The sequence below is a fragment of the Halopseudomonas aestusnigri genome (genome assembly GCF_002197985.1).
GTDB classification, from domain to species: Bacteria; Pseudomonadota; Gammaproteobacteria; order Pseudomonadales; family Pseudomonadaceae; genus Halopseudomonas; species Halopseudomonas aestusnigri.
In genome coordinates this window covers 20,939-46,489 of record NZ_NBYK01000007.1, presented here as the reverse complement: position 1 = coordinate 46,489, position 25,551 = coordinate 20,939, and the positions used below count along the sequence as shown (strand labels likewise).

The 25,551-nt window shown below is 63.8% G+C and carries 25 protein-coding genes; 13 read left to right on the top strand and 12 right to left on the bottom strand.

Going from position 1 to position 25,551, the window contains the following annotated elements; translation table 11 throughout:
- Window positions 1-181 precede the first annotated feature (181 nt).
- Window positions 182-1,399, bottom strand: a complete 1,218-nt coding sequence (locus B7O88_RS11225; RefSeq protein ID WP_088276030.1) for a GGDEF domain-containing protein — start codon at window positions 1,397-1,399, stop codon at window positions 182-184.
- 211 nt (window positions 1,400-1,610) lie between these two features.
- Between B7O88_RS11225 and B7O88_RS11220 the strand changes: the two genes are divergently transcribed.
- Entirely contained in the window at window positions 1,611-2,930 is a 1,320-nt protein-coding gene (locus B7O88_RS11220) for a substrate-binding domain-containing protein (protein ID WP_088276029.1), read from the top strand.
- Window positions 2,931-2,956: 26 nt separating this feature from the next.
- Here B7O88_RS11220 and B7O88_RS11215 read toward each other — a convergent pair whose 3' ends face one another.
- Window positions 2,957-3,823: a prenyltransferase gene (locus B7O88_RS11215; RefSeq protein WP_235005777.1), complete on the bottom strand. Its 867-nt coding sequence runs from the start codon at window positions 3,821-3,823 to the stop codon at window positions 2,957-2,959.
- Window positions 3,824-4,046: 223 nt separating this feature from the next.
- On the opposite strand from B7O88_RS11215, the gene B7O88_RS11210 reads away from it, so the two are divergent.
- Window positions 4,047-5,927, top strand: coding sequence for a putative bifunctional diguanylate cyclase/phosphodiesterase (locus tag B7O88_RS11210; protein ID WP_088276026.1), 1,881 nt, complete (start codon window positions 4,047-4,049; stop codon window positions 5,925-5,927).
- A 5-nt stretch (window positions 5,928-5,932) separates the two neighbouring features.
- On the opposite strand, the gene trmB is transcribed toward B7O88_RS11210, so the two are convergent.
- The 4 genes from trmB to B7O88_RS11190 form a co-directional block, all read right to left on the bottom strand.
- On the bottom strand, window positions 5,933-6,580 hold the full coding sequence (trmB, locus tag B7O88_RS11205) for a tRNA (guanosine(46)-N7)-methyltransferase TrmB (RefSeq protein ID WP_459562087.1): 648 nt from the start codon (window positions 6,578-6,580) through the stop codon (window positions 5,933-5,935).
- A 150-nt stretch (window positions 6,581-6,730) separates the two neighbouring features.
- Window positions 6,731-7,522 (bottom strand): thiazole synthase, encoded by a 792-nt coding sequence (locus B7O88_RS11200; RefSeq protein ID WP_172409665.1) that lies wholly within the window; start codon window positions 7,520-7,522, stop codon window positions 6,731-6,733.
- A gap of 25 nt (window positions 7,523-7,547) precedes the next feature.
- Window positions 7,548-7,748, bottom strand: coding sequence for a sulfur carrier protein ThiS (thiS, locus tag B7O88_RS11195; protein ID WP_088276023.1), 201 nt, complete (start codon window positions 7,746-7,748; stop codon window positions 7,548-7,550).
- A 112-nt stretch (window positions 7,749-7,860) separates the two neighbouring features.
- Window positions 7,861-8,235, bottom strand: coding sequence for a DUF423 domain-containing protein (locus B7O88_RS11190; RefSeq protein ID WP_088276021.1), 375 nt, complete (start codon window positions 8,233-8,235; stop codon window positions 7,861-7,863).
- Between the two features lie 50 nt (window positions 8,236-8,285).
- Here B7O88_RS11190 and mtgA point away from each other — a divergent pair, with 50 nt between their 5' ends.
- Window positions 8,286-9,038, top strand: a complete 753-nt coding sequence (mtgA, locus tag B7O88_RS11185) for a monofunctional biosynthetic peptidoglycan transglycosylase (protein ID WP_088276019.1) — start codon at window positions 8,286-8,288, stop codon at window positions 9,036-9,038.
- A gap of 10 nt (window positions 9,039-9,048) precedes the next feature.
- On the opposite strand, the gene B7O88_RS11180 is transcribed toward mtgA, so the two are convergent.
- The 5 genes from B7O88_RS11180 to ftsY all read right to left on the bottom strand — a co-directional run bounded on the left by B7O88_RS11180 (window position 9,049) and on the right by ftsY (window position 13,800).
- The gene (locus tag B7O88_RS11180; RefSeq protein WP_088276017.1) at window positions 9,049-9,660 is read right to left on the bottom strand and encodes a hypothetical protein; all 612 of its coding nucleotides are present in this window, start codon (window positions 9,658-9,660) and stop codon (window positions 9,049-9,051) included.
- Between the two features lie 187 nt (window positions 9,661-9,847).
- Window positions 9,848-10,711 (bottom strand): RNA polymerase sigma factor RpoH, encoded by an 864-nt coding sequence (rpoH, locus tag B7O88_RS11175; RefSeq protein WP_088276015.1) that lies wholly within the window; start codon window positions 10,709-10,711, stop codon window positions 9,848-9,850.
- Between the two features lie 234 nt (window positions 10,712-10,945).
- Window positions 10,946-11,941 (bottom strand): permease-like cell division protein FtsX, encoded by a 996-nt coding sequence (gene ftsX, locus B7O88_RS11170; protein ID WP_088276013.1) that lies wholly within the window; start codon window positions 11,939-11,941, stop codon window positions 10,946-10,948.
- Window positions 11,941-12,606, bottom strand: a complete 666-nt coding sequence (gene ftsE / locus B7O88_RS11165) for a cell division ATP-binding protein FtsE (RefSeq protein ID WP_088276011.1) — start codon at window positions 12,604-12,606, stop codon at window positions 11,941-11,943. The genes ftsX and ftsE overlap by 1 nt, the downstream gene beginning before the upstream one ends.
- The gene (ftsY, locus tag B7O88_RS11160) at window positions 12,607-13,800 is read right to left on the bottom strand and encodes a signal recognition particle-docking protein FtsY (protein WP_088276009.1); all 1,194 of its coding nucleotides are present in this window, start codon (window positions 13,798-13,800) and stop codon (window positions 12,607-12,609) included.
- A gap of 160 nt (window positions 13,801-13,960) precedes the next feature.
- Here ftsY and B7O88_RS11155 point away from each other — a divergent pair, with 160 nt between their 5' ends.
- From B7O88_RS11155 to B7O88_RS11140, 4 genes are read left to right on the top strand one after another with little or no spacing between them, the layout of a single operon-like run.
- Window positions 13,961-15,310: a M16 family metallopeptidase gene (locus B7O88_RS11155; RefSeq protein ID WP_412779071.1), complete on the top strand. Its 1,350-nt coding sequence runs from the start codon at window positions 13,961-13,963 to the stop codon at window positions 15,308-15,310.
- Window positions 15,307-16,851: a M16 family metallopeptidase gene (locus B7O88_RS11150; RefSeq protein ID WP_088276007.1), complete on the top strand. Its 1,545-nt coding sequence runs from the start codon at window positions 15,307-15,309 to the stop codon at window positions 16,849-16,851. Before B7O88_RS11155 ends, B7O88_RS11150 begins: the two co-directional genes overlap by 4 nt.
- Window positions 16,848-17,429, top strand: a complete 582-nt coding sequence (gene rsmD, locus B7O88_RS11145) for a 16S rRNA (guanine(966)-N(2))-methyltransferase RsmD (RefSeq protein WP_088276005.1) — start codon at window positions 16,848-16,850, stop codon at window positions 17,427-17,429. The genes B7O88_RS11150 and rsmD overlap by 4 nt, the downstream gene beginning before the upstream one ends.
- Window positions 17,426-18,427, top strand: a complete 1,002-nt coding sequence (locus tag B7O88_RS11140; RefSeq protein WP_088276142.1) for a hydrolase — start codon at window positions 17,426-17,428, stop codon at window positions 18,425-18,427. Before rsmD ends, B7O88_RS11140 begins: the two co-directional genes overlap by 4 nt.
- Here B7O88_RS11140 and B7O88_RS11135 read toward each other — a convergent pair.
- Complete coding sequence (locus B7O88_RS11135) at window positions 18,403-19,053, bottom strand: TetR/AcrR family transcriptional regulator (RefSeq protein ID WP_088276003.1); 651 nt, start codon at window positions 19,051-19,053, stop codon at window positions 18,403-18,405. The genes B7O88_RS11140 and B7O88_RS11135 overlap by 25 nt on opposite strands.
- A gap of 158 nt (window positions 19,054-19,211) precedes the next feature.
- Between B7O88_RS11135 and B7O88_RS11130 the strand changes: the two genes are divergently transcribed.
- The 6 genes from B7O88_RS11130 to ggt all read left to right on the top strand — a co-directional run bounded on the left by B7O88_RS11130 (window position 19,212) and on the right by ggt (window position 25,462).
- Window positions 19,212-20,654 (top strand): coniferyl aldehyde dehydrogenase, encoded by a 1,443-nt coding sequence (locus B7O88_RS11130; protein ID WP_088276001.1) that lies wholly within the window; start codon window positions 19,212-19,214, stop codon window positions 20,652-20,654.
- Between the two features lie 58 nt (window positions 20,655-20,712).
- Window positions 20,713-21,252 (top strand): twin-arginine translocation pathway signal protein, encoded by a 540-nt coding sequence (locus B7O88_RS11125; protein ID WP_088275999.1) that lies wholly within the window; start codon window positions 20,713-20,715, stop codon window positions 21,250-21,252.
- Between the two features lie 21 nt (window positions 21,253-21,273).
- The gene (locus B7O88_RS11120) at window positions 21,274-22,863 is read left to right on the top strand and encodes a GMC family oxidoreductase (protein ID WP_088275997.1); all 1,590 of its coding nucleotides are present in this window, start codon (window positions 21,274-21,276) and stop codon (window positions 22,861-22,863) included.
- Window positions 22,864-22,984: 121 nt separating this feature from the next.
- A complete protein-coding gene (gene coaD / locus B7O88_RS11115) occupies window positions 22,985-23,464 on the top strand; it encodes a pantetheine-phosphate adenylyltransferase (RefSeq protein WP_088275995.1) in 480 nt (159 codons plus the stop codon).
- Window positions 23,465-23,483: 19 nt separating this feature from the next.
- On the top strand, window positions 23,484-23,735 hold the full coding sequence (locus B7O88_RS11110) for a YfhL family 4Fe-4S dicluster ferredoxin (RefSeq protein ID WP_088275993.1): 252 nt from the start codon (window positions 23,484-23,486) through the stop codon (window positions 23,733-23,735).
- A gap of 2 nt (window positions 23,736-23,737) precedes the next feature.
- Entirely contained in the window at window positions 23,738-25,462 is a 1,725-nt protein-coding gene (gene ggt / locus B7O88_RS11105; protein ID WP_088275991.1) for a gamma-glutamyltransferase, read from the top strand.
- Window positions 25,463-25,551 lie beyond the last annotated feature (89 nt).

Genomic DNA, 25,551 nt, shown 5'->3' with positions numbered 1-25,551 from the left:
TTGGCGGTATGGATGGCAGGGAGCAGCAAACCTCACGCGCGTGCGGATAACTTGCGGCTGGCAAACAAAGCAATAGTTATCCTCACGATCATGCGGATTGTCCAAACAACAACCGGACATACCGCCAACTCCCGGACAAAGGCGAACTCAGAGTTCAGCCCCGGGGCCCTGCACGCAGGTTCTAGCAGTGCATCGCCCGATTGCGCCCCGCATCCTTCGCCGCATACAGAGCGCGATCAGCACGCTTGAAGGTGTCATCAACGCCGGCATCTGTCGGGCGCCAGTCGGTATAGCCAATGCTGACGGTCACACCGGGTAAGCCCGGCTCGCTGATCAGGGCGGCCAGGCGCAGCCGTTCGGACAGCTCACCGGCCTGAGCCATGGTTGTTGCCGGCAGCAGAACGATGAACTCCTCGCCCCCTACCCTGCCGAACACATCAGACTGGCGCAGGGCATCTTCCACATGCCGACAGAAGACCTGTAAGACGCGATCACCGGCCTGATGACCGAACTGGTCGTTAATCGCCTTGAAGTGGTCCAGATCGAGCGAAAGGACTGAAAAAGGCTCTCCGCTCCGCCTGCTGCGCCGGAACAGGTCACTGGCGGCATTGGCCACTGCGCGGCGGCTGCGCACGCCAGTCAACGTATCGACCATGGCAAGGTCTTCAAAATTGCTGCGGATACGCTCGGACACGAGTAGCAAAAAACCGATATTGACGATCACCAGTCCGAAGGTGAAGGTACCGAGATACAGCGCCTGCATCCAGGAGGTATCCAGCATGCCCTGGCCGTCCTGCGGCTGGAACACCGCATGTACCCAGCGCGCACCAAATACCAGGGTGGAGAAGCAGACCCAGAAACCGGTGAACGTGACACCCAGCAGATACTGCCGGTGATCGCTGCGGCGCTGGAAGATCGCCATTGCAAACACGATGGCATGCATCAGGCTGGCGGCAAACACATAGCCGGTCAGACTCAGGTAACGCCCACGCAGGCTGTCCTCGACGTGGGTAAAGTAGGCCTGGCCGATCCAGGCAACAACAAACAGCACCACCCAACCCTTGAGTCTCGGCTGCTGACCGAAGTAGCGGGCGCTGCCGATCCAGTACAGGGTATAGGCCAGCATGGCGGCGGTATTCGGGATCGTATAGGTAAGCCAGTCGAGGGCCTCACCACGCAAACTGATCAGCAGCCCGGAGAACATGGCCAGCAGCGAGCCGGCCGCCCAGTGACGATACCCCGCAATAGCAGGAGTGCTGGCGCGACCCATCAGCAGCAGAACGATACCCATCACAGCCATCAGCAAGCTGGTCAGCATGATCAGGGTACCGGGATCGTATACGGGTGTTACATCCATCGATTGCACGTCGTCATCGGGTTCCTTCTTATTATGTTCCATGGATGGGGTAAGGGCACGGAAAGAGTGGCGGATTGCCACTTTTTAGCCTGCCAGCGCAGCGTTCAGCCGTAACGCGGCATCGCTACAGTGTGATCGGCTCTGCACCCTGGCAACCCGACAGCCAACCGTCATCCGGCTGTAACCTGAATGTTATTTCCTTGTCGCACTCTGGCAGCCGACTCACACGCTGCCCGTTGAAACGAGGACCCTCATGCATTCAGTTCGCCGCTATCTGCGCCACCTGTGGCTTTCGTTCGCCCTGCTACCCGGCCTGGCCAGCGCCCATGTACTGGAGATCCACGGCTCCAATACCATCGGCGCTACGCTTGCGCCGATGCTGATGACCGGTTTTCTGCAGCAACTGACCGGTAACCCGGTGACGGCCAGACCGACCGGGACAGCCAACGAAACGGTGCTTGCCACCAGCTACAACGGCAAGCCGATGACAGTGCTGGTCGCGGCGCATGGCACGAGCACTGGCTTCAGCGCACTGGCGGCGGATCACGCCGATATCTGGGCCGCATCACGTCGAGTCAAGGGCAGCGAGCGCGAGGCCATGACCTCGCGAGCCGACATGACCAGCCCGGACAGCGAGCATGTAATTGCAATTGATGGCCTGGCGATTCTGGTACACCCCTCCAACCCGGTCGAGCAGCTCAATATCGATACGCTGGCGCGCGTCTTCGCTGGCGAAATCAGCAACTGGTCCGAGGTTGGCGGCCCGGATCGACCAATTCGGATCTATGCCCGTGACGAGCAATCCGGCACCTGGGATACCTTCAAGGAGCTGGTGCTGGCCGGACGCTACAACCTGACGCCGAGCGCGCAGCGTTACGAGTCGAACGACCAGCTGTCGAACGACGTGAGCAACGACCCGTCCGGTATCGGCTTTGCCGGCTTCGCCTCGGCGGGCAACAGCAAGCTGCTGGCGATTGCCGACGGCAACGCCCCGGCGCTGAGACCCAGCGCGCTGTCGGTCGCCACCGAAGATTATCCACTGGCCCGCCGGCTGTATCTGTACACGGCAGGAGACACCGGCGAGCCACTGGCAAGGCAGTTTATCGAGTACGTTCAGAGCCCGACGGGACAGGCGATTGTGGCCGAATCAGGCTTCTTTTCGCAGACCCCCTTTGCCGTCGACCTGCCGCCGGATGCCAGCGTGCCCGATACCTTCAGGCGCCTGACCGAAAATTACCAGCGCCTGTCGGTCAACTTCCGCTTTGCCGAGGGACGCACCCAGCTGGATAACAAGGCCCGGCGTGACCTGCAACGCGTACAGCAGTATCTGGAGGGCACCGGCAAGACCGGTCGCGACCTGATGCTGATCGGTTTTGCCGACCAGCAGAGTCACGAACTGCGGGCGCAGATGATCTCCGAGCTGCGCGCGCTATCTGCCGCCAAGGCGCTGCGGGAAATGGGCACTCGGGTACAGGGGTATGTCGGTTACGGACACTACATGCCGGTCGGTTCAGCCGGCGGGGAAAGTGGCGCGCGTCGTAATGGGCGGGTTGAGGTGTGGGTGCGACGGTAATAAAGCGGCAGAGAGCCGCCGTCAACTCAGCGCGCCAGGCAAATACCCAGCGCCATCAGCCCCGGTACCAGCAGGCTTTGCAGCACATTGCTGCGCAGAGCCAGCAACAGGTCGCCATCCGGACGACCGAGCCACAGGCTATGCAGACCCAGCGCGAAAGCCGGCAAGGCCAGCAGACTGGCAACCGGCAACCAGCCCGCCAGCACGGCCAGCAGCAGCACCAGCAAGGCCAGCAACCAGTTGGCCGCATAGACCCGGCGGGCCAGCGCCGGCCCGTACCGCAGCGCCAGATTGTCGCGGCCGACGCGGCGGTCGGCGTCGCAATCGGGAAGCTGGTTGAGCAGTAACAGGTTATTGATCAGCGCCCACAAGACCACGCCGGCCGCCAGCCCGGCGGCCGTGTATTCACCGGCCAGTACGCGCTGGCTGCCGAGCAGCATCAGCAGACCGAAGCCGGTACCCGGCGCCAGCAGACTGAGCCAGCGATTGCGGGTAATCCACGGGCTATAACCGGCCACCAGCAGCACGCCGGCGATGCCGACCGGCAACAGGCCGGGGCCGGTACGCCAGCTCAGCCACAGGCCGATCAGCCCGGTCAGCAGCAACAGCGTCAGGCCCAGCGCAAGGGCGGCCGACGCAGCGTGCGGGTGCGCCGGCAGGTAGCCACTGCCGCCACTGAAGGGCGTGCGCTCGGTGTGCAGATCCAGGCCGCTGCGAAAGTCGGCGTACTCGTTCAGCACATTGACTGCGCCATGTGCCGCCAGCGCGCCCAGCAACACCAGCAGCCAGTCACTCTCGAGCAGCAACGCCGGCGGGGTCAGCGCCGCGCCCAGGGCCACGGTGACCAGTGCCAGCAACAGAAACGGCGGGCGCAGGGTAAGCAGTAATCCCATAATCATTCGTCCAGCTGGAAACCTCCGTTGATCCGGCCATCGGCAGTGCCTTGCCAACGCTGGAAGGCGCACACTTTACCCACGTCCAGGCCCCGCCAACAAGCCGATTACACCTGTCTGCTCTGGCCAGACCGGCACTCTTCGCCAGCAAAGGGGCAGTAGCACCTGCAGGATCGTGCAGAGTGTCCGATACTGATGGTGATTACTGAATGCAGGATGCCCCATGCTGGATTTTTTCCTGGTCGTTTTATTTGGCCTGCTCACCTTTGCCGCGATTGTGCTGTTCTACCATCACTACCTGTGGAAGCGCCTGCGCAGCCCGCGTCACGAACAGTGGGCTCTGGGCGCCTTGATGGGGCTGGGCAGCCTGTTTGTCATGCTCTCGGCGGTCGATGTGGGCGACGGTGTGCTGCTCGATGCACGGGTGTTGCTGATGGGCTTTGCCGCCCTGCTGGCAGGCTGGCGCGGAGCGCTGGCGGCCCTCATGATCACCCTGCCAGCACGTCTGCTGATTGGCGGAGCAGGCGCCTATATCGGCTGTCTGACGCTGCTCATGGCGCCGCTGATCGGTCTGGCCTGGCGGCAGTTCGAGGCGCGCCTGAGCTGGGGGCCGTCCTGGCGCTTTCTGGTGTTCGGTGCCCTGCTGCAGCTGTCACTGGGGACTATCATGCTATTCCCGGAACCACAGCGCACCCTGGCTCTGAGGGATGCCGTCTTGCCCTTGCTGGTACTGAACATGATTGGCGCACTGCTGGCAGGCTGGATGGAACTGGGTATCAACCAGAGCGTCGTACGTGCCGAGCGCTGGCGCAGGAGGGCACTGACCGACGATCTGACCGGCCTGGGAAATCGACTGCAACTGACCGAAACCATTGAACGCAAGCTGCAGGAAATTAAACAGCAAGGCGGCTCCTTTGCCCTGATTTCACTGGATCTCGACAACTTCCGCCACATCAACGATACGCTGGGACACAAAATCGGCGACGCAGTGCTGGTGGCCATCGCACGGCGTCTGTCTGACTCACTGACCCCGCAGGATATGCTCGTGCGTGTGGCGGGCGACCAATTTGTCGTCATGATGCCCTCGGCGTCGGCAAACGAGATTATTCAGCACGCCAGACAGCTGCTCAGCACGGCAGCGGCGCCGCTGCAGATCGAGCACTACGTGTTGCTGCTGACCGCCAGCATTGGCGTGGTCTGGTCACCACAGAACGGGGCCGAGTCCCGCCTGCTGCTGCAAAACGCCGAAATCGCCATGTATCGATCCAAGTACCGCGGACGCAATCAGGTCACCTGCTTTGACGACAACATGCGCACTGAACTGGAGCGCCAGACCGGCCTGACCCAGGCACTGCGGCTGGCACTGGAAAGCAAACGCGACCTGCGACTGGTGTTTCAGCCCCAGTTTTCACTGGTTGACCGACACCTGACCGGGGCAGAAGTGTTGCTGCGCTGGCGGCAACCGCAGTTTGGCGACATCAGTCCGGCGGAATTTGTTCCGCTGGCCGAACAGGCCGGTCTGTCAGGGCTGCTCGACCGCTTTGTAATGGAACAGGCCGCGATCCAGCAGGCCGCCTGGGTCCGGGCGGGCTTCAATCTGAAACTCTCGATCAACCTGTCCGTGCTCAGCCTGCGCGTCACAGGCCTGGCAAAGGAGATTCTTGCATTGCTCGGCAAATACGACATACCCGCGCAATTGATGGAAGTCGAGGTGACTGAGTCGGTCGACCTTGAAGGGTCCAGCGAGGCGATGGCCGAAATTCTGCAATTACGGGCAGCCGGCGTCAGCATTGCACTGGACGACTTCGGTACCGGCCATTCTTCCCTGAGCTACCTGCAACACCTGCCCCTGGATATCGTCAAGATCGATCAGAGCTTTATTCGCAGCATTCAGCCCACAGAGTGCCCGGGCAATGCCATTTTGCGGGCCATCATCGCCCTGGCCAAGGCCCTGCACCTGGAGATCATTGCCGAGGGCGTGGAAACGGAGGAGCAGCACCGCTGGCTTGCCGCAGAGGGCTGCGACATCGCCCAGGGTTATCTGCATGGCAAACCGGTGGAAAGACTGGAGTTTGAGCAGCGGTACCTGCGGCAATCAGCCTGAGCGGCTCACTCGACCCGCTCGAACTTGAGATCCCAGACGCCGTGCCCCAGGCGCTCGCCACGGCGCTCGAACTTGGTCACCGGGCGCTCTTGCGGGCGCGGCACGTAACCGGCGTCACCTGCCTGGTTGCGATACCCCGGCGCGGCGCTCATCACCTCAAGCATGTGCTCGGCGTAGTGCTCCCAGTCGGTGGCCATGTGGAACACGCCACCAACTTTCAGCTTGCGGCGCACCTGCTCGGCAAAGGCCGGCTGCACAATGCGGCGCTTGTTATGCTTCTTCTTGTGCCACGGGTCCGGGAAGAACAGCAGCAGCCGATCCAGGCTGCCGTCCGGAATGCAGCGGTTGAGCACTTCGATCGCATCGCAGTCAAATACCCGTACGTTGCTCAGGCCGCTGGTCAGCAGACCATTGAGCAGCGCCCCCACACCCGGGCGGTGTACTTCAATGCCGATAAAATCCTGCTGGGGCGCAGCCGCTGCCATCTCCAGCAGCGAGTGGCCCATGCCGAAGCCGATCTCCAGCGTACGCGGCGCACTGCGACCAAACAGGGCGTCCAGATCGAGCATGCCCTGATCCAGGCTCAGGCCGAAACGCGGCCAGCCCTGATCAATCCCCTTCTGCTGACCTTCGGTCATGCGGCCGGCACGCATGACGAAACTGCGAATGGCGCGGCGCGGTGGGCTCTCGGGGTTCGGGGTGTCTGCGCTTTCGGGCAGTTCGGGAGTATCAGACATGGGCAACTCGGTAATGATTCGGATGAGACAGCGCCCCGCAGGGCGCCTGACAAAAGGATAGCCTGCTCAGCGCAGGGTGCCGTCCAGCGGCGACGAGGCCGAGGCGTACAACTTGCGCGGCATGCGGCCAGCCAGATAGGCAGCGCGACCAGCCACAACGGCGTGGTGCATCGCCTGGGCCATCAGCACCGGGTGATCGGCATGGGCAATGGCACTGTTCATCAGCACACCGGCGCAGCCCAGCTCCATCGCGATGGTCGCGTCGGAGGCGGTACCAACCCCGGCATCCACCAGCACCGGCACGGTGGCTTCTTCCAGAATGATGCGCAGGTTCCAGGGGTTGCAGATGCCCATGCCGGAGCCGATCAGACCGGCCAGCGGCATCACCGCAACGCAACCCATGGCCGCCAGCTCGCGGGCGATGATCGGATCATCGCTGGTGTAGACCATGACGTCGAAGCCGTCCTTGATCAGCACCTCGGCCGCCTTGAGGGTTTCCACCACGTTCGGGAACAGGGTCTTCTGGTCGGCCAGTACTTCCAGCTTGACCAGCTTGTGCCCGTCCAGCAGTTCACGGGCCAGACGGCAGGTACGCACGGCTTCTTCTGCGGTGTAGCAACCGGCGGTGTTCGGCAGGATGGTGTAGCGATCCGGCGGCACCACGTCCAGCAGGTTGGGCTCGTCCGGGTTCTGGCCGATATTGGTACGGCGAATGGCAACGGTCACGATCTCGGCGCCCGAGGCTTCGATGGCGCGGCCGGTCTCGTCCAGATCCTTGTACTTGCCGGTGCCGACCAGCAGACGGGAACGGTAGCGAACGCCGGCGATTTCCAGCGCGTCCTGGGTCATATCAGTCATCAGGTTCTCCAGCGAAGGGATTGGGTTAGCCGCCACCGATGGCATGCACGATCTCCACCCGATCCCCTTCGGCCAGACGGGTTTCGGCGTGCTGACTGCGCGGCACGATATCGAGGTTCAGCTCAACCGCCAGACGCTTGCCGGTCAGCCCCAGGCGGGCGATCAGCTCAGTCAGGGTCAGCGGCTGGTCGAGGTGATAGGGCTCACCGTTCAAATGAATCTGCATGGGCGGCTCGGCAACGACGGATGGAGATAATAGGGCAGCTCAGCGCGGTCAATGTTGACCGGCGACAAGGGCGCTATGATAACGCCCTTTGCCACCCGCTGACCACGGCGGATCAGAGCGTGCGCCAGACGGCGAGCCCCAGACACAGCCAGGCCACCAGCCAGAGCACGCCGCCGAGCGGAGTAATCATGCCGAGCTTGCCGATGCCGCTGAGCGTCAGCAGATAGAGGCTGCCGGAAAACAGCACGATACCCAGCGCAAAGAGCACACCGGTGGCTTTGAGCAAAGTGCTGTCCGGGCTGCGCAGCAGCAGCAGCGCCACCCCGATCAGCGCCATGGTGTGCCACAGCTGATAGCTCACGCCGGTCTGAAATACATTCAGCATGTTCTCGGACAGTTTGCCGCGCAGCCCGTGGGCAGCAAATGCGCCCAGTGCTACGCCGGTGAAACCACTCAGTGATGCCAGTAACAGCAGCCATTTGGCCATGCTTTGCCCCCTCGGTTTATACTCCGGACCAACTCACTGGCCGGATTCCCATGTTCAAACTCATATTGCGCAAGACCGCCAAGTGGCTCCTGATTGTCGCCCTGCTCAGCCTGCTGCCCGTACTGGTGCTGCGCTGGGCGCCTGCGCCCGGCTCGATGCTGATGGTCGAGCGCTGGATCAGCCAGCGTGACGACGCCGACTACCGCCGCCAGTACCAGTGGCGGCCCTACGCGCAGATCCCCGACAGCATGAAAATGGCGGTAATCGCTGCCGAAGATCAGCATTTTGCCGACCACTACGGCTTTGACCTCAAGGCCATTCGCGCCGCCGTCGAACATAACATGCAGGGCGGCAATCTGCGCGGCGCCAGCACCATCAGCCAGCAGGTAGCGAAGAACCTGTTCCTCTGGTCGGGCCGCAGCTATCTGCGCAAGGGGCTGGAGGTCTGGTTTACCGCCGGTATCGAGCTGCTCTGGCCGAAGCAGCGGATTCTGGAGATGTACCTGAACATCGCCGAGTGGGACAAGGGCGTCTACGGCGTCGAGGCCGCGTCACGCCACCACTTTGGAATCGGCGCCAGCTATCTGTCCAGCCAGCAGGCTGCGCAACTGGCCGCGGTGCTGCCCAGCCCGCTCAACTGGGACGCGGCCAGCCCGCCACCCCACGCCCTGCGCCGCGCCAACTGGATTCAGCGCCAGAGCAGACAGTTGGGCGGGCGCCACTATCTGGATCGAATGGAAGCAGGCAAGCCGTTGCCGGACTGGCTGACAGTGCGGTATTGGCGCAATCGACTGGATATCTGAGCCCGGCGGCTTACTGCTCCGCCGGCAACGCGTCGCGCAACCCAAACATGATCGAATGCGCCTGCTCTTCACCAACGGCAACCACCGCCCCCTCCTTCGGATACACCCAGGCTTCGCCCTCGCTGACCGGCAGACGCAGATCCGGATTGCCGAAGGTGCCCTGCACCTGCGCCAGTGACATCGGCTCGTTGGGGATCAGGCTCAGGCGCACGACCTGACGGTCTTTCAGGGCATCACCCACCGCCGAACTGATCGGCTGATCGGGCAACTCCGGCTGCCAGGCCTGTGCCTGCACCAGACTCTCGGTCTGCTCCGGCGTCAGACCGATGACCGCCTGCACGCGCCAGCTCAGATCGTCACTCTCCATGGTATGGCGGCTGACCAGCAGCGGCTTGCCTTCAGCGCTGATCATCCACAGAGTGCCGTGGCCCAGCGCCGCGCCGGCGTCTGCCAGGGTCAGGCGCTGGGCCTGCAGGGGCTTGAGCAGGGTGTCCTGATATTGTCCGTACCACGCCATCGGCTCCGGCGCGGCCGGCCGCGACTGCCAGTAACCGAAGGCATAGAAGGCGAGAATCACCACGGTGAACAGTGTGGCCAATCGCACACCCTGACGGCGCGTCATGCAATACTCCTTGATCTTGTTATGGAAACGGAAAAAATGTGCTTTTCTCGCCGCTGGCGGTGTCAGCGGCCACGGCATGCCGTGGCCCTACGGCTCGGTACAGCACGAGAAACCTAAACCGGGGTACCTGCGACACCAACAAAAAGGGCATCCTGCGGATGCCCCTTTGCGATCAGTGCTGCAAGCGTCAGACTTCAACCTCGGCTTCGAGGTTCTTCTTCAGCTTGTTCATGGCGTTCTTTTCGAGCTGACGAATACGCTCGGCAGAGACCTGATACTTGGCTGCCAGCTCGTGCAGCGTGGCCTTCTCTTCGGCCAGCCAGCGCTGGTAGAGAATGTCGCGGCTGCGCTCGTCCAGCGCCTCCAGACCGGTCAGCAGGCTGGCGCTGGCACTGTCGGACCAGTCGGCCGACTCCAGCTGGGTAGCCGGGTCATAGCGCTTGTCTTCCAGATAATGCACCGGTGCGTAGGCCGCATCGTCGTCATCGTCCTGCGCGCCGTCGAAGCCAAGGTCCTGACCGTACAGACGGCTTTCCATCTCGCGGACTTCACGCTCGGCAACACCCAGGTCGGCAGCAACCGCCTCGACTTCGTTCTGCGACAGCCAAGCCAGCTTCTTCTTGGCGCTGCGCAGGTTGAAGAACAGCTTGCGCTGGGCCTTGGTGGTTGCGACCTTGACGATCCGCCAGTTGCGCAGGATGAACTCGTGAATCTCGGCGCGAATCCAGTGCACCGCGAAGGAGACCAGGCGCACGCCCATCTCCGGATTGAAACGCTTGACCGCCTTCATCAGGCCAACGTTGCCTTCCTGCACCAGATCGGCCTGCGCCAGACCGTAACCGGAATAGCTGCGGGCGATGTGCACGACAAAACGCAGGTGAGACATGACCAGCTGACGCGCAGCTTCCAGGTCTTCGTGGTAGTACAGGCGATCAGCCAGCACCCGCTCCTCTTCCGCACTGAGAATCGGAATGGCGCTGACGCTTTGAATGTAGGCTTCGAGATTGGCTCCCGGAGCCAAGGTATGAACAGGCTGCAATGCAGTGCTCATGTTCGAACTCCCCAAATAAAGACGACTGAGTGTATCACCGCAAAATAGGACTGTGAACGTAACCTAAAGTTCAGCGTGGCGGCAAGCGGCAAGCCCAACCAGGATGTTTCCGGCGGGCGGCCGGTGAACGGCTTATCCCGGCGTTTACTGCCGCGCCGCACTCGACGGGTAAACGCGCCACTAGACGCCTCGCGGGTTGCGCTTGAAGCTTGCGGCTTGTCGCTTGCGGCTGCCTTATTGCGGCTCAATCGCCCGCACGTGCTGCCCAACCGCCAGCCAGGCACCGGCCAGCCCGAGCACCATGGAACCGAACACCAGCGCCAGCCCATCGGTAAAGGGCATGCCGAACAGGGCGAACTCGCTTTGGTACAACGCGGCAACCCGCTCGACGGTGACATTCAGCCAGGCCAGACCCAGCGCCAGCAGCACCCAGGCCAGCACCCCGGCGAGCAGGCCATAAAGCACACCGATATAGAGGAATGGGCGACGGACGAAGGCATCGGTGCCGCCCACCAGCTTGATCACCAGAATCTCTTCACGGCGGCTTTCGATGGCCAGCCGGATGGTGTTGGCCATAACCAGCAGCAGGGCGATGATCAGCAAGACGCCAAGGCCGCCGGCAAAACGTTCGAACATCGCCAGAATCGCCGCCAGCCGCTCAACCCAGAGCAGATCAATCTGCACCTGTTCAACGCCGTCAATGGCGACCAGGCGATCACGCAGTGGCTCCAGCGCCGAAGCGCCGCCATCGATACTCAGTGGCGTGACCACAATCACGCTCGGCAGCGGATTGTAGTCGAGCTGCAGCAGGGCATCACCCATGCCGGCGTGCTGCTGGAACTCGGCCAGCGCCAGATCCTTGTCGAGCAGCTGCGCCTGCGCCACACCCGCCAGCTGGCGTATCTGCTCGGTCAGGCTCTGCTGTTTCTCGGCGCTGACGTCATCGGCCAGATACACGGAGATCTGCGCCGCCTCCTGCCAGTTCACCCCCAGTTGCTTGACCTGGCCGATCAGTACCGACAGGCCCATCGGCAGCGCCAGGGCGATGGTCATTACCAGCACCGTCATGGCGCTGCTGAACGGATAGTGACGCACCCGCACCAGCGCCTGACGGGCACTGTCACGGTGGCTGCCGAACCAGCTGCGCAGCGGGTGACGCCAGTCGCGCTGGGAGCGCGCCGCCCCGCTGGGTGTCTTGCGGCGGCCTGGCTGGGGTTGCTTGGCGCTCATCAGGACTCTCCATCGGCCAGCAGACGGCCTTGATCCAGCGTCAGGGTGCGGTGATGCAGGCGAGCAATCAGCGGCAGGTCGTGGCTGGCGATGATCACGGTCACGCCAACCCGGTTGAAGTCTTCAAACAGCGCCATGATTTCCGCCGACAGCTCGGGATCGAGGTTACCAGTCGGCTCGTCCGCCAGCAGCAACGCCGGCTTGTGCACCACCGCACGGGCGATACCGACCCGCTGCTGCTCGCCGCCAGACAGCGCGATCGGGTAGCTGTTTTCCTTGCTCAGCAGGCCGACCTTGTCGAGCGCGGCGCGCACCCGGCGCCCTACTTCGTCAGCCGGGGTGCCGTTGATAATCAGCGGCAGGGCGACGTTGTCGAATACGGTGCGGTCGAACAGCAACTGGTGATTCTGAAACACCACGCCGATCTGCCGACGCAGATAGGGAATGTCGTCACTGCCGAGGTCACGCAGGTTCTGACCGCCAACGTGCACGGCGCCGCTGCTGGGGCGCTCCATGCACATGATCAGCTTGAGCAGGGTGCTCTTGCCCGCGCCGGAGTGGCCGGTAATAAACACCATCTCGCCGGTCCGGATATGGAAGCTGAGGTTATCCAGCCCCTGATGCCCGTTGGGATAGCGCTTGCTGACCTGCTCGAAGCGAATCATTTATGGCTTCTGTCCAAACAACGCGGCAACAAAATCCGGCGCGGTGAAGGGGCGGAGGTCGTCGATCTGCTCGCCCACACCGATAAAGCGGATCGGCAGACCGAACTGCTTGGCCAGCGCGAAGATCACCCCGCCCTTGGCGGTACCGTCCAGCTTGGTCAGGGTCAGACCGGTCAGGCCAACCGCCTGGTCGAACAGCTTGGTCTGGGAAATGGCGTTCTGGCCGGTACCGGCGTCGAGCACCAGCATCACTTCATGGGGCGCGTCGGGGTCCAGCTTGGCCATGACGCGCTTGACCTTGGCCAGCTCGTCCATCAGGTGGTCCTTGTTGTGCAGGCGGCCAGCGGTGTCGGCGATCAGCACGTCAGCGCCACGGGCCTTGGCGGCCTGCAGGCCGTCAAAGATCACCGAGGCAGAATCCGCACCGGTGTGCTGGGCAATCACGCCAATCTGGTTGCGCTCACCCCAGACCTGCAGCTGCTCGACCGCTGCGGCACGGAAGGTGTCGCCTGCGGCCAGCATGACCTGCTTGCCTTCGCCCTGCAGCCGCTTGGCCAGCTTGCCGATGGTGGTGGTCTTGCCGACGCCGTTCACACCGACCACCAGAATCACGTAGGGCTTCTTGCTGCTGTCGATTTCCAGCGGCTTGGCGACATGCGCCAGCAGCGCTTCCAACTCATCCTGCAGGGCACGGTAAAGCGCCTTGCGACTGGACACCTGACGGCGGGTCACGCGCTGCTGCAGGGTTTCCATGATCATAGTGGTGGCTTCAATGCCGACGTCAGCCATCAGCAGCCGGGTTTCCATGTCTTCGAGCAGTTCGTCGTCTATTTCCTTTTCGCCGAGGAACAGGTTGGCCATGCCTTCGCCGAGGTTGACGCTGGTCTTGGACAGGCCCTGACGCATGCGTGCGAAGAAGCCCTTGGCCTCCGGCTCGGCGACCGGTTCCGGGGTTTGCTCGACCGGCGCCTTCTGGCCCAGCTCGGAAAACAGCGAGGCAGCCGCCTCACGGGCCGCGGCTTCGCGGCCCTCAACGGTATTCAGGTCGCCAGTGAGCGGGGCTGGTGCATCGGCCTGCGGCTCAGCGGGCGCCGGCTCTTCCCGGCGGCGTGCCCAGCCAAACAGCCCTTTCTTTTCAGGCTTGGCGGAGGTCTTGGCATCGGGGTTTTGCGGTTTGTCTTTGGAACCAAACATGAAGAGTCACTATCTGAGTTCGACGGCGAATGCTTCGCCATATTGAAGGTTGGGTTATCCTACCCCACTTCCGCCAACGGCGGTATGACCCAGCGGCAGGCGGTACGCCGGTCTGCGCGCAGGGTCTCACGATTACCGCGCTGTATAACAGGACACCTGCATGTTGCGCTTGCGTACTCTCCTGCTGCTGCTTCCACTGCTGACGCCGACGGCCATGGCCGACAGCCGGCAACCGACCCATAGCTACACACTCGACAATGGGCTGAACGTCATCATCCGCGAGGATCACCGTGCGCCGGTGGTGGTCTCGCAGGTCTGGTACAAGGTCGGCGGGGTTGACGAGCCACCGGGGCAGACCGGCCTGTCCCATGCGCTGGAACACATGATGTTCAAGGGCAGCGAACACCTTGAACCCGGCCAGGCCTCGCGCCTGCTGAGCAGTCTTGGTGCCAGCGAAAATGCCATGACCAACCGCGACTACACCGCCTATTACCAGATGCTCAGCCGCGATCAGCTGCCGGTGGCACTGGAGATGGAGGCCGAGCGCATGCACCTGCTGACCCTGCCGGAAGACGAGTTCCTGAAGGAGATCGAGGTCATCAAGGAAGAACGTCGCATGCGGGTAGACGACAACCCGAACGGCGTCGCCTACGAGCGCTTCCTCGCCCAGGCCTACACCGCCAGCCCCTATGCCCAGCCAGTGATCGGCTGGATGCACGACCTCGACCGCATGCAGATCGAAGACCTGCGCGCCTGGTACAAGAGCCACTACGTGCCGGGCAACGCCACATTGGTGATTGTTGGCGACGTCTACCCGGAAACCGTCAAGCCGCTGGTCGAGCGCTACTTCGGCGCGGTGCCGGCCGGCCCGCTGCCGGTGGTACGCAAGCCGCTGGAGCTGCCGGTCATTGGCGAGCGCAGCCTGACCCAGCATCTGGATCTGCAGCTGCCGAGCCTGCTGCTCGGTTTCAATGTGCCCTCGCTCAATACCGTCAGCGAGCCATGGGAAGCCCACGCTCTGCGTCTGCTCGACGCCGTGCTGGACGGCGGCTACAGCGCCCGCCTGCCAAGCCACCTGGAGCGCGGCGACGCCATCGCCACCTCGGTTGGCACCGGCTACGACGCCTTTACCCGCGGCGACAGCCTGTTCGTTTTCAGCGGCATTCCCAACGAGGCGCGCGACATCGACCTGCCCACGCTGGAAGCCGCCATCTGGAAAGAGATTGACGCAATCAAGCAAGCCCCGCCGAGCGCCGAGGAGCTGGCCCGTGTGCAGGCCCAGGTGGTGGCCGGACTGGTCTACGCCCAGGACAACATCATGCAGCAGGCCAACCGCATCGGCGAACTGGTCACCGTCGGCCTGCCGTGGCAGCTGGTCGACAACGATATCGAAGCGTTGCAAGCGGTTACCCCCGAGCAGGTCAGCGAGGTCGCCCGCCGTTATCTGGTCCGCGAACGTCTGACCCGCAGCTACAACCTGCCGAACGCCCGTGAGGAGCAGCAGCCATGAGCCAGAGCAAACCCTTTTCCGTGCTGCGCTGGCTGATCGCCCTGGTCGCCCTGGGTGGCATGCTGTTTCTGCTGATGGAGCGTGCGCCTGACAGCCAGCCTGCACCTGATACCCCCGCCGTTGCCCAGGCACCTGACGACGGCCCGGCCGATACCGCCACCGAGGTCTTCGGCTCGCCACTGCCGGCGCTGAGTTCGCTGGAAGAGCTCGATCTGGACACCCCGCCCGCCCGCCGCGGGCTGGACCTGCAGCACTGGCAAACCCGTCAGGGAACGCCGGTGTACTTCATGCACGCCGGCGAGCTGCCGATGCTCGACATTCAACTGCTCTACGCCGCTGGCGCCAGCCGCGACGGTGAGCTGCCCGGGCTGGCCATGTTCACCAACGCCATGCTCAACGAGGGTACCGGCAGCCTGGATGCCGGTGATATTGCTGCCGGCTTCGAGCGCCTCGGTGCGCAGTTCGGCAACAGCTCGCACCGCGACATGGGCCTGATCAGCCTGCGCACCCTGACCGCCGCCGACAAGCTGGATCCGGCACTGACCCTGTTTGCGCAGATCCTGTCCAAACCCAGTTTCCCCGAGGCATCGCTGGAGCGCATCCGCGAGCAACTGCTGGCCGGCCTGCGCTACGCTCGCCAGCGCCCCGGCAGCCAGGCCAGCGAGGCGCTGTGGAGCACGCTGTACCCGGATCACCCCTACGGCATCCCGCCAGATGGAACCGAAGACAGCCTAAAGGCCATCAGTCGGTACGATCTGCAGCGCTTCCAGCAGACCTACTACAGCGCCGGCAACGCGGTGATCGCATTGGTCGGCGATATCGACCGCGCCCGGGCCGAGCAACTGGCTCAGCACCTGGCCGATGCCATGCCGCAAGGACCTGCTGCCGAGCCAACGCCACCAGCGGAAAAAATCGCAGCCAGCAGCCAGCACATCGACTTTGCCAGCAGCCAGACCCATGTGCTGGTGGCCCAGCAGGGCATGAGCAGAACCGATCCGGACTACGCCGCGCTGTACCTCGGCAACCAGATCCTCGGTGGCAGCGGCTTTGGCTCGCGACTGGTCGAGGAAGTGCGCGAAAAACGCGGGCTGTCCTACAGCGTCGGCAGTAACTTCAGCGCGATGCAGGCCCCCGGCCCGTTCGTGATCTCGCTGCAGACCCGCAGCGATCAGGCCGAACAGGCGCTGGAGGTGGTCAACCAGACCCTTGACCGCTTTATCAGCGAAGGTCCGACCGATGCCGAAGTGAACCGCGCCAAGCAGCAACTGCTCGGCGAGTTCCCGCTCAGCACCGCGAGCAATTCGGCGATCGTCGCGCAACTGGCAGCCATCGGCTTCTACGACCTGCCACTCAACCACATGCAGCTGTTCCTCGACCGTGTTCAGGCGCTGACCGCAACGGACATTCGTGAGGCCTTTGCCCGGCATCTGCCCGCCAGCGAGCGCGTAGTGATCACCGTAGGGCCGCCGCAACCACCCGCAGAACCCGAAGACAATGCCGACCAGCCGAGCGCGGCGGCAGAGCAGGAGCCCAGTGCATGAAGTCCAACCAGGCCAAGGCCAGAGTCAGCCAGCTGCGCATCATCGCTGGCGAGTGGCGCAGCCGCCGCTTCACCTTTACCGAACAGCCGGGCCTGCGTCCGACCCCGGACCGGGTGCGCGAAACACTGTTCAACTGGCTGAGCAGCGACGTACCCGGCGCCCATTGCCTTGATCCATTCACCGGCAGCGGCGCGCTGACCCTGGAGGCTCTGTCGCGCGGCGCCGCCAGCGCACTGGCCGGCGACCTCAGCCGCGACGTGGTACACACCCTGCGCGGCCATCTGCAAACGCTGAACTGCGACCGTGCCGAGGTAATCCAGCAGGACGGCCTGTCACTGCTGGCCGGCACGCCACCAAGGCGCTTTGATCTGGTGTTTCTCGACCCGCCGTTCCGTCAGGAACTGCTGGAGCCGGCCTGCGCGGCACTGGAAGCCAACCAGTGGCTGGCCGACGACGCGCAGATCTACATCGAAAGCGAACAGCCACCAAGTCAGCTGGCGCTGCCGGGCAACTGGCAGCTGCACCGCGAAAAGCGCGCCGGCCAGGTCTGGTACAGCCTGTGGCATCGGCAGGCTTGAGCAGCTTCCGACCGTCGCGCTGGCTGCCCGGCGGTCATCTGCAGACCCTGTTTGGCCCGTTGCTGCGACGCCCGCCGAGGCTCGAGCGTAAGCGCGAACGGCTGACGCTGGCGGACGGCGATTTTCTCGATCTGGACTGGTTCGGCCCGGATCACGCCGGGCAACCCTGCGTGATTCTGCTGCACGGGCTGACCGGCAGCTCCAGCTCGCTGTACATCCTCGGCCAGCAACAGCAGCTGGCCAAACTCGGCTGGCGCAGCGTCGCGGTCAACTGGCGCGGCTGCTCGGGTGAGCCCAACCACAGCGCCCGCGCCTACCACTCAGGCGCCAGCGACGACCTGGCCGAAGTCGTCAATCATGTGTTGTTGCGCTACCCCGGCCGCACACTCGCTGCCGCCGGCTTCTCCCTCGGTGGCAACGTGCTGCTGAAGTATCTGGGTGAGTGCGCGCATGAATGCCCGCTGCAGGCTGCGGTCGCGGTGTCGGTGCCGTTTCGTCTGGATGAATGCGCCGACCGCATCAGCGTCGGCTTTTCCCGCGTCTACCAGAGCCGCTTCATGCGCGACATGCTGGCCTACGTCAGCAATAAGAAGCGGCTGTTCAGCCACCAGGGCTGGCACAGCGAGCACGCACGGCTGGATGCGCTGGGTTCACTCGACGGGATGGATACCTTCTGGGATTTCGACGGCCGGGTGACCGCCCCGCTGCATGGCTTTGCCAGTGCCGAGGACTACTACCGGCGCTGCAGCAGCCGCTATTTTCTCGGCTCGATCCAGGTGCCTTGCCTGCTGATTCAGGCCGCCAACGACCCCTTTGTCTACCCACGCAGCCTGCCGCAGCTGAGCGAGCTGGGGCCTCGCACCGAGTTCGAGCTGCATCAGGGCGGCGGTCACGTCGGCTTTATCGAAGGCTTGCCGTGGCGCCCACGCTACTACCTTGAGCGGCGCATTCCCGGCTGGCTGGCGCTGCAGCTTCAGGCCTCAGGCAGCTCGGCGTAATACTCGCGCAGCATCGCCTCAACCCGCGGCCGCGCCGCGTCACTCAACAACCCAAGTTCCTGCGCCAGCACCTGATAGACCGCACGGCGCTGCATCTGCGGGGTCAACTGAGCCTGTGGATCAGTCAAAACGGTAGTGCAGAGAAAGTTGGTCCAGCTGTTCATCAGCAGCCAGCTGTTGAGTGCCAGCACCTCGGCGTTGGCGTAGCGGGCGTCGAGAATGCCGGCGTCGATGGTGCCCTGAAATATCCCCTCAACCGCCTGCAGTGCCCGCCGCGAGAACAGGCGGTAACGCTCGGCCACCTGCGCATCGCTGGCCAGCAGGTGCTCAAGGTCGCGCTGCAGGAAACGGTAGCGCCACAGCGACTCACTCAGACTCTCGACGTAACGTGCCTTGTCATCCAGATCCAGCCCGCGGTCGGTCGGCAGCGCCAGACTGTCTTCCAGCTCGCGCTCGTAGTGATCAAACAGCTCGGCGATGATCTGCTGCTTGTTGCGGAAGTGGTAATAGAGATTGCCCGGCGACATCCCCAGATGAGCGGCGATGTGGTTGGTGGTGACAGCGCGCTCGCCCTGCTCGTTGAACAGCTGCAGACTGGCTTCAAGAATACGGTCGCGGGTTTTCATGGCAGTAGATCGGCTTCGCTTGCTGAATATTTGACACTTTAGAGCAATTACTCTAAAACTTGCATCCCATACCCCTGGCTGGCGGGCACTAGAGTTCAACCGGCAGCCGAAAAACAACAACAGTGGTGAAAACCACAGGTCAGCCCACGGGAGGCCCCATGGTAGCCGATATTGCTTATCTGCAAGAGCAACAGCAGTCCATCAGCCGCATGCAGGCATTATTCGAGTCACAGCGCGCGGCCTTCCGCAAGGCGCCCATGCCCTCGGCCGACGACCGTATCCGGCACCTGAAAGCACTCAAACAGGCCATCCTGAAACATCAGCAAACGCTCATCACCGCCATCAGCGAAGACTTCGGTCGCCGCTCGGCAGACGAAACCCGCCTGGCCGAGATCATGCCCTCGCTGGAAGGCATCCACTACGCCTGCAAGCATGTGAAGCGCTGGATGAAGCCCTCCCGGCGCAAGGTCGGCCTGGCCTTTCAGCCGGCCAAAGCCGAGGTGGTATACCAGCCGGTTGGCGTGGTTGGCATCATTGTGCCGTGGAACTATCCGCTGTTTCTGGCCATCGGCCCGCTGGTCACCGCCCTGTCGGCCGGCAACCGGGCGATGATCAAGATGAGCGAATCCAGCCCCCGCACTGCAGAGGTGCTGGAGCAATTGCTCAGCGAGATATTCCCCGAAGAGCAGGTCGCCGTCGTCACGGGCGAAGCCGATGTTGGCGTTGCCTTCTCGAAACTGCCGTTCGATCATCTGCTGTTCACCGGTGCCACCAGCATCGGGCGCCACGTGATGCGCGCGGCCGCCGATAACCTGACACCGGTCACCCTGGAACTGGGCGGCAAATCGCCGGCGATCATCTCCGCCGACGTACCGCTGAACGACGCGGCCGAGCGCATCGCCTTTGGCAAGGGCGTCAATGCCGGTCAGACCTGCGTCGCGCCGGACTATGTTCTTTGCCCGCGCAACCGGGTGGAGGAGTTTACCCAGGCGCTGTTCAGGCAGTTTGCGCAGATGTACCCGAGCCTGCGCGATAACGCCGACTTCACCCAGATCATCAACCCGCGCCAGTATCAGCGCCTGCAGGGCTACCTGAGCGATGCGGCCGAGAAAGGTGCACGTATCCTGCCGGTCAACCCGGCCAACGAAGACCTCGGCGACACCCGCATCATCGCCCCCACCCTGCTGCTCGACGTCAGCGACGACATGAAGGTCATGCAGGACGAGATTTTCGGGCCGCTGCTGCCGATCCTGCCGTACGACAGCCTGGACGCCGCGCTCGACTATATCGCCGAGCGCCCGCGCCCGCTGGCGCTCTACTACTTCGGCTACGACAAGGCCGAGCAGCGACGGCTGATGGAGCAGACCCACGCCGGCGGCATGTGCATCAACGATGCGCTGCTGCACGTTGCCCAGGATGACATGCCGTTCGGCGGCATTGGCGCTTCCGGCATGGGCCACTACCATGGCCACGAGGGTTTTCTCACCATGAGCAAGGCCAAGGGCGTGTACATCAAGCAGCGCTACAACGGCGCCAAACCCATCTATCCTCCCTACGGTGGCGCACTGCTGAAACTGGTGTACAAACTGTTCCTGCGCTGACACGGCGCCGATGAAATCCGGCAGGCCCGCCCTGCCGGCAACAACAAGAAGACAGAACATGTCAGACACGACCTCTCCCAATCTCGACCGGCGCAGCCTGCTCAAGCTCGGTCTCGGCGCCAGCCTGATGCTTGGCACCGCAGGCCTGACCGCCACCCTGAGCGGCTGCAGTTCCTCCGGCCCTGCCGGCAGCATGGCGGTGCTGCGCGAATCCGACCTGCCCCTGCTGGCAGCGCTGTTTCCCGCCGCAGTCGGCCCGCACCCGGCCTTTAGCGAAAACAGCAATGCCATCCAACTGGCCATCGCCCAGCTTGACCGCTCCCTGCACTACAGCTCGCCGTTTGTTCAGAGCGAGGTGCTGAACCTGCTGGGCATGCTCTCGATGCCGCTGACCCGTGGCCCGCTGACCGGCATCTGGGGCGACCTGGCCACGGCCAGCCCGGACCAGCTCGAGGCCTTCCTGCTGCGCTGGCGTGACAGCCGCTTCGAGCTGCTGCGCAAGGGGCACAAAAGCCTGCTGCAACTGCTGCACATGGCCTGGTACGCCACACCCCAGTCCTGGGCTGCCGTTGGCTACCCCGGCCCGCCCATTATCTGACTTCGACTGCAGGGAATTACCATGCCCGTACCCGATCTGTTTTTGCAGGGAATTGAGCGCGGCTGGCAGGTCATCGACGCCAGCGCCCTCGCCCAGGAAACCACCCTTGAAGCCGACGTCGTGATCATCGGCACCGGCGCCGGCGGCGGCACCAGCGCGGAAATTCTGGCCAACGCCGGCCTGCGTGTGCTGCTGGTGGAGGAAGGCTCGCTGAAAACCTCCAGCGACTTCAAAAATGACGAAGCCAAGGCCTACGCCGAGCTGTATCAGGAAGGCGCCGCCCGGGCCACCGCCGATGCCGGGATCGGTATTCTGCAGGGCCGCACCGTAGGCGGCACCACCACGGTGAACTGGACCAGCAGCTTCCGCACTCCGGACCAGACGCTGGCCCACTGGGCTGAGGCGCACGACGTCAAGGGCCTCGACAGCGCCAGCATGGCGCCCTGGTTTGCCCGCATGGAAGAACGCCTCGGCATTGCCCCCTGGGCAGTGCCACCGAATGCCAACAACGATGTGATTCGCCTGGGTTGCGAGAAACTCGGCTACCACTGGAAAGTGATTCCGCGCAACGTGCGCGGTTGCTGGAACCTTGGCTACTGTGGCACCGGCTGCCCAACCAATGCCAAGCAGTCGATGCTGGTCACCACCCTGCCCGCAGCGCTGGAGAAGGGCGCGGTGCTGGTACACAGCGCCCGTGCCGAGCGCCTGGTCTTCGAGGGTGATCGTGTCAGCGAAGTGGAGTGCCGGGCGATGGACGCCACCCTGAGCCAACCGAGCGGGCAACGCCTGCGCCTGCGTGGCCATCATATCGTGCTGTCCGGTGGCGGCATCAACAACCCGGCGCTGCTGCTGCGCTCGAAAGCGCCGGACCCGCACCAGCGGGTCGGCAAACGCACCTTCCTGCACCCGGTCAACCTGACGCTGGCCCAGTACGACCGCGATATCCACGGCTATTACGGCGCGCCACAGTCAATCTACTCGGATCATTTCCAGTGGGATCAGGGCACCACCGGCCCGGTCGGCTACAAGCTCGAAGTGCCTCCCATGCAGCCCAGCATGACCTCGACCCTGATGGGCGGTTTCGGCTTGCAGCATCTGCACCACATGGCCTCATTGCCGCAGAGCAATATCCTGCTGGCACTGCTGCGTGACGGTTTCCACGAGCAGAGCCAGGGCGGCAGCGTGGCACTGCGCGACAATGGCGATCCGCTGCTCGACTACCCCGTTACCGACTACCTCTGGGATGGCGTTCGCCGCGCCTTCCTCAGCATGGGCGAAATCCAGTTTGCCGCGGGCGCCAGGGCGGTGATGCCGAGCCACGCCCACGGCCGGCTGAGCACCAGTTGGGCGGACTATCAGGAGCAAGTTGCCGGCCTGAGCTACCGCCTGCACGACGTGCGCCTGGCCAGCGCCCACGTCATGGGTGGCTGCGCCATGGGCGAGGACCCGACGCGGGCGGTGGTCAACAGCCAGGGCCGCCATCATCAGCTGGAAAACCTGTCGATCATCGACGGTTCACTGTTCCCGACCAGTATCGGCGCCAACCCGCAGCTGTCGGTCTACGGCCTTGCAGCCCGCCTGGCCAGCCAGCTGGCAAGCGACCTGGGCTAACCGGCAAAGCGGCGGTGCCTGATGGGTGCCGCCGCTCTGCATCTGGGTTTTCGCTGGTTGTTGAGCTACCATCTGCCTCTCGACAACCTCTCATCAACCCAGCCGCAGGACCCGATCACGCATGAACACCGTACTCTACCCCGGCACCTTCGATCCCATCACCAAAGGTCATACCGATCTGGTCGAGCGGGCATCACGGCTGTTTGATCGGGTCGTCGTCGCCGTCGCCGCCAGCCCGAAGAAGAACCCGGCATTCCCGCTCGAGCAGCGGGTTGAACTGGCACAAACCGTACTGGGCCATTTGCCCAACGTCGAAGTGGTGGGCTTTTCCTCACTGCTCGCGCACTTCGTCAAAGAGGTCGACGCCAACGTCCTGCTGCGCGGCCTGCGCGCGGTATCCGACTTCGAATACGAATTTCAGCTGGCCAACATGAACCGGGTCTTGGCGCCGGACGTTGAAAGTCTGTTCCTCACGCCGTCGGAAAAATACTCCTATATTTCCTCTACCCTGGTGCGCGAAATCGCCGCGCTGGGTGGCGACGTCACCAAGTTCGTTCATCCGGTTGTCAATGAGGCGCTGATTCAGCGCTATCACGCCTGAAGCTGCGGAGAGTAGGCCCATGTCCCTGATCATCACCGATGACTGCATCAACTGTGACGTCTGCGAGCCCGAATGCCCCAACGGCGCCATCTCCCAGGGCGAAGAGATTTACGTCATTGACCCCAACCTGTGCACCGAGTGCGTCGGCCACTTCGACGAGCCCCAGTGCCAGCAGGTCTGCCCGGTCGACTGCATCCCGCTCGACCCGGACAACGTCGAGAGCCAGGAGGAACTGATGGAAAAATACCGGATCCTCACCGGCAAGGCCTGACCATGCTCGGTCTCAGCGTGCGACAACTCCCCCGCCTGCTCGGCCTGACCGCCCTGCTGGCGCTCGCTGCGCCGCTGCTGGCCGCCGACGGCCCCGGCCGCAACGCCGTTGCCAGCGCCCACCCGATCGCCACCGAGGCGGGCCTGCAAATCATGGCCGACGGCGGCAACGCCTTTGATGCGGCCGTCGCCGTCGCCGCCACGCTGGCGGTGGTCGAGCCCTACAGCTCCGGTATCGGTGGCGGCGGCTTCTTCCTGCTGCGCCAACCCGGCAACCCCGACCAGCCCTACCGCTTCATCGACGCCCGCGAGACCGCACCGGGCAAGGCGGGTCGCGACCTTTACCGCGACGCCAACGGCGAAGTTCAGCGCGACCCGGCCATCAACGGCCCGCTCGCCGCCGGCATTCCGGGCATCCCGGCCGCGCTGGTGCACCTGGCCAGCCACTATGGTCGGTTGCCGCTGGCCCAGTCGCTTGCCCCGGCCATCGACGCCGCCGAACAGGGTTTCACCAGCAGCGAGCATTACCGCACCCTGGTCGGGTATCGACTGGACGCCATGCAGCGCGACACCGAGACCGCACGACTGTTTCTGCGCAACAACCAGGCGCCCGAGGTCGGCACCCTGATCACCCAGCCGGAACTGGCCGCCACTCTGCGGGCGATTGCCAGCAACGGCCGCGACGGCTTCTACCGCGGCCCGGTTGCCGAACGACTGCTGAGCGGCGTGCAGGCCGCCGGCGGCGTCTGGCAGCAGCAGGATCTGGATAACTACCGCGTCATTGAGCGCAGTCCGATCCGCTTTGTCAGCGGCGGCTATCAGGTCATCAGCGCGCCGCTGCCGTCGGCCGGCGGCATTGCCCTGGCGGGCATTCTGCAGGCATTGCCCGCCCTGCCGGCCAGCGCCAATGGCTCGATCCAGCAGACCCACCAGTTGGTCGAGCTGATGCGCCGCACCTACCGCGACCGCGCCATGCTGCTCGGCGACAACGACTTCGTCCCGGTCCCGGTTGCCGAACTGACCTCCAAGGCCTACGCCGTGGCCATGGCCCGGGATATCGACCCCGAGCGCGCCACACCGAGTAGCGCCCTGGGCCCGCTGCGTGACTTCCATGAAGGCACCAACACTACCCATTTCTCGCTGATGGACGCCGATGGCAATGCGGTATCGGCCACCCTGAGCATCAACCTGCCGTTTGGCGCGGCCTTTACCCCGCCCGGCACCGGCGTGCTGCTTAACAACGAGATGGACGATTTTGCCGCCGACCCCAGCGGCAGCAACGCCTACGGGCTGGCCGGCAGCGAGGCCAACGCCATCGCTCCGGGCAAGCGCCCGCTGTCGAGCATGACCCCGACCATGCTGGAGAACGACCGCCAACTGGCACTGCTCGGCACCCCGGGCGGCAGCCGCATCATTACCATGGTGGCGCTTGGCGCACTGGAAGCAATGCACGGCGAGCCGGTCGAGCGCTGGGTCAGCCGTCCGCGCTTCCACCATCAATATCTGCCTGACCACATTCAGGTCGAAGACAGCGCCTTCAATGCGCAGCAGCGCAAGGCGCTCGAAGCCATGGGCCACCGCATCGAGCCGGTTGGCCGGGACTACGGCAACATGCATGCGGTGTCATGGAACAAGGCTGACAACAGCGTCAGCGCCGCCAGCGATCCGCGCGGTATTGGCAGCGCCGAAGTCCGACCGGCTACCCCTGCGCAGCCTGTTGCCCCCTAAGAGGCTGATTAGCGGACGACGAAAAGACATTACGGCCAGCGTTGATACTGCTAAGCTGCACGCGGGTCTCACTGCTCCACCCCGTCAGA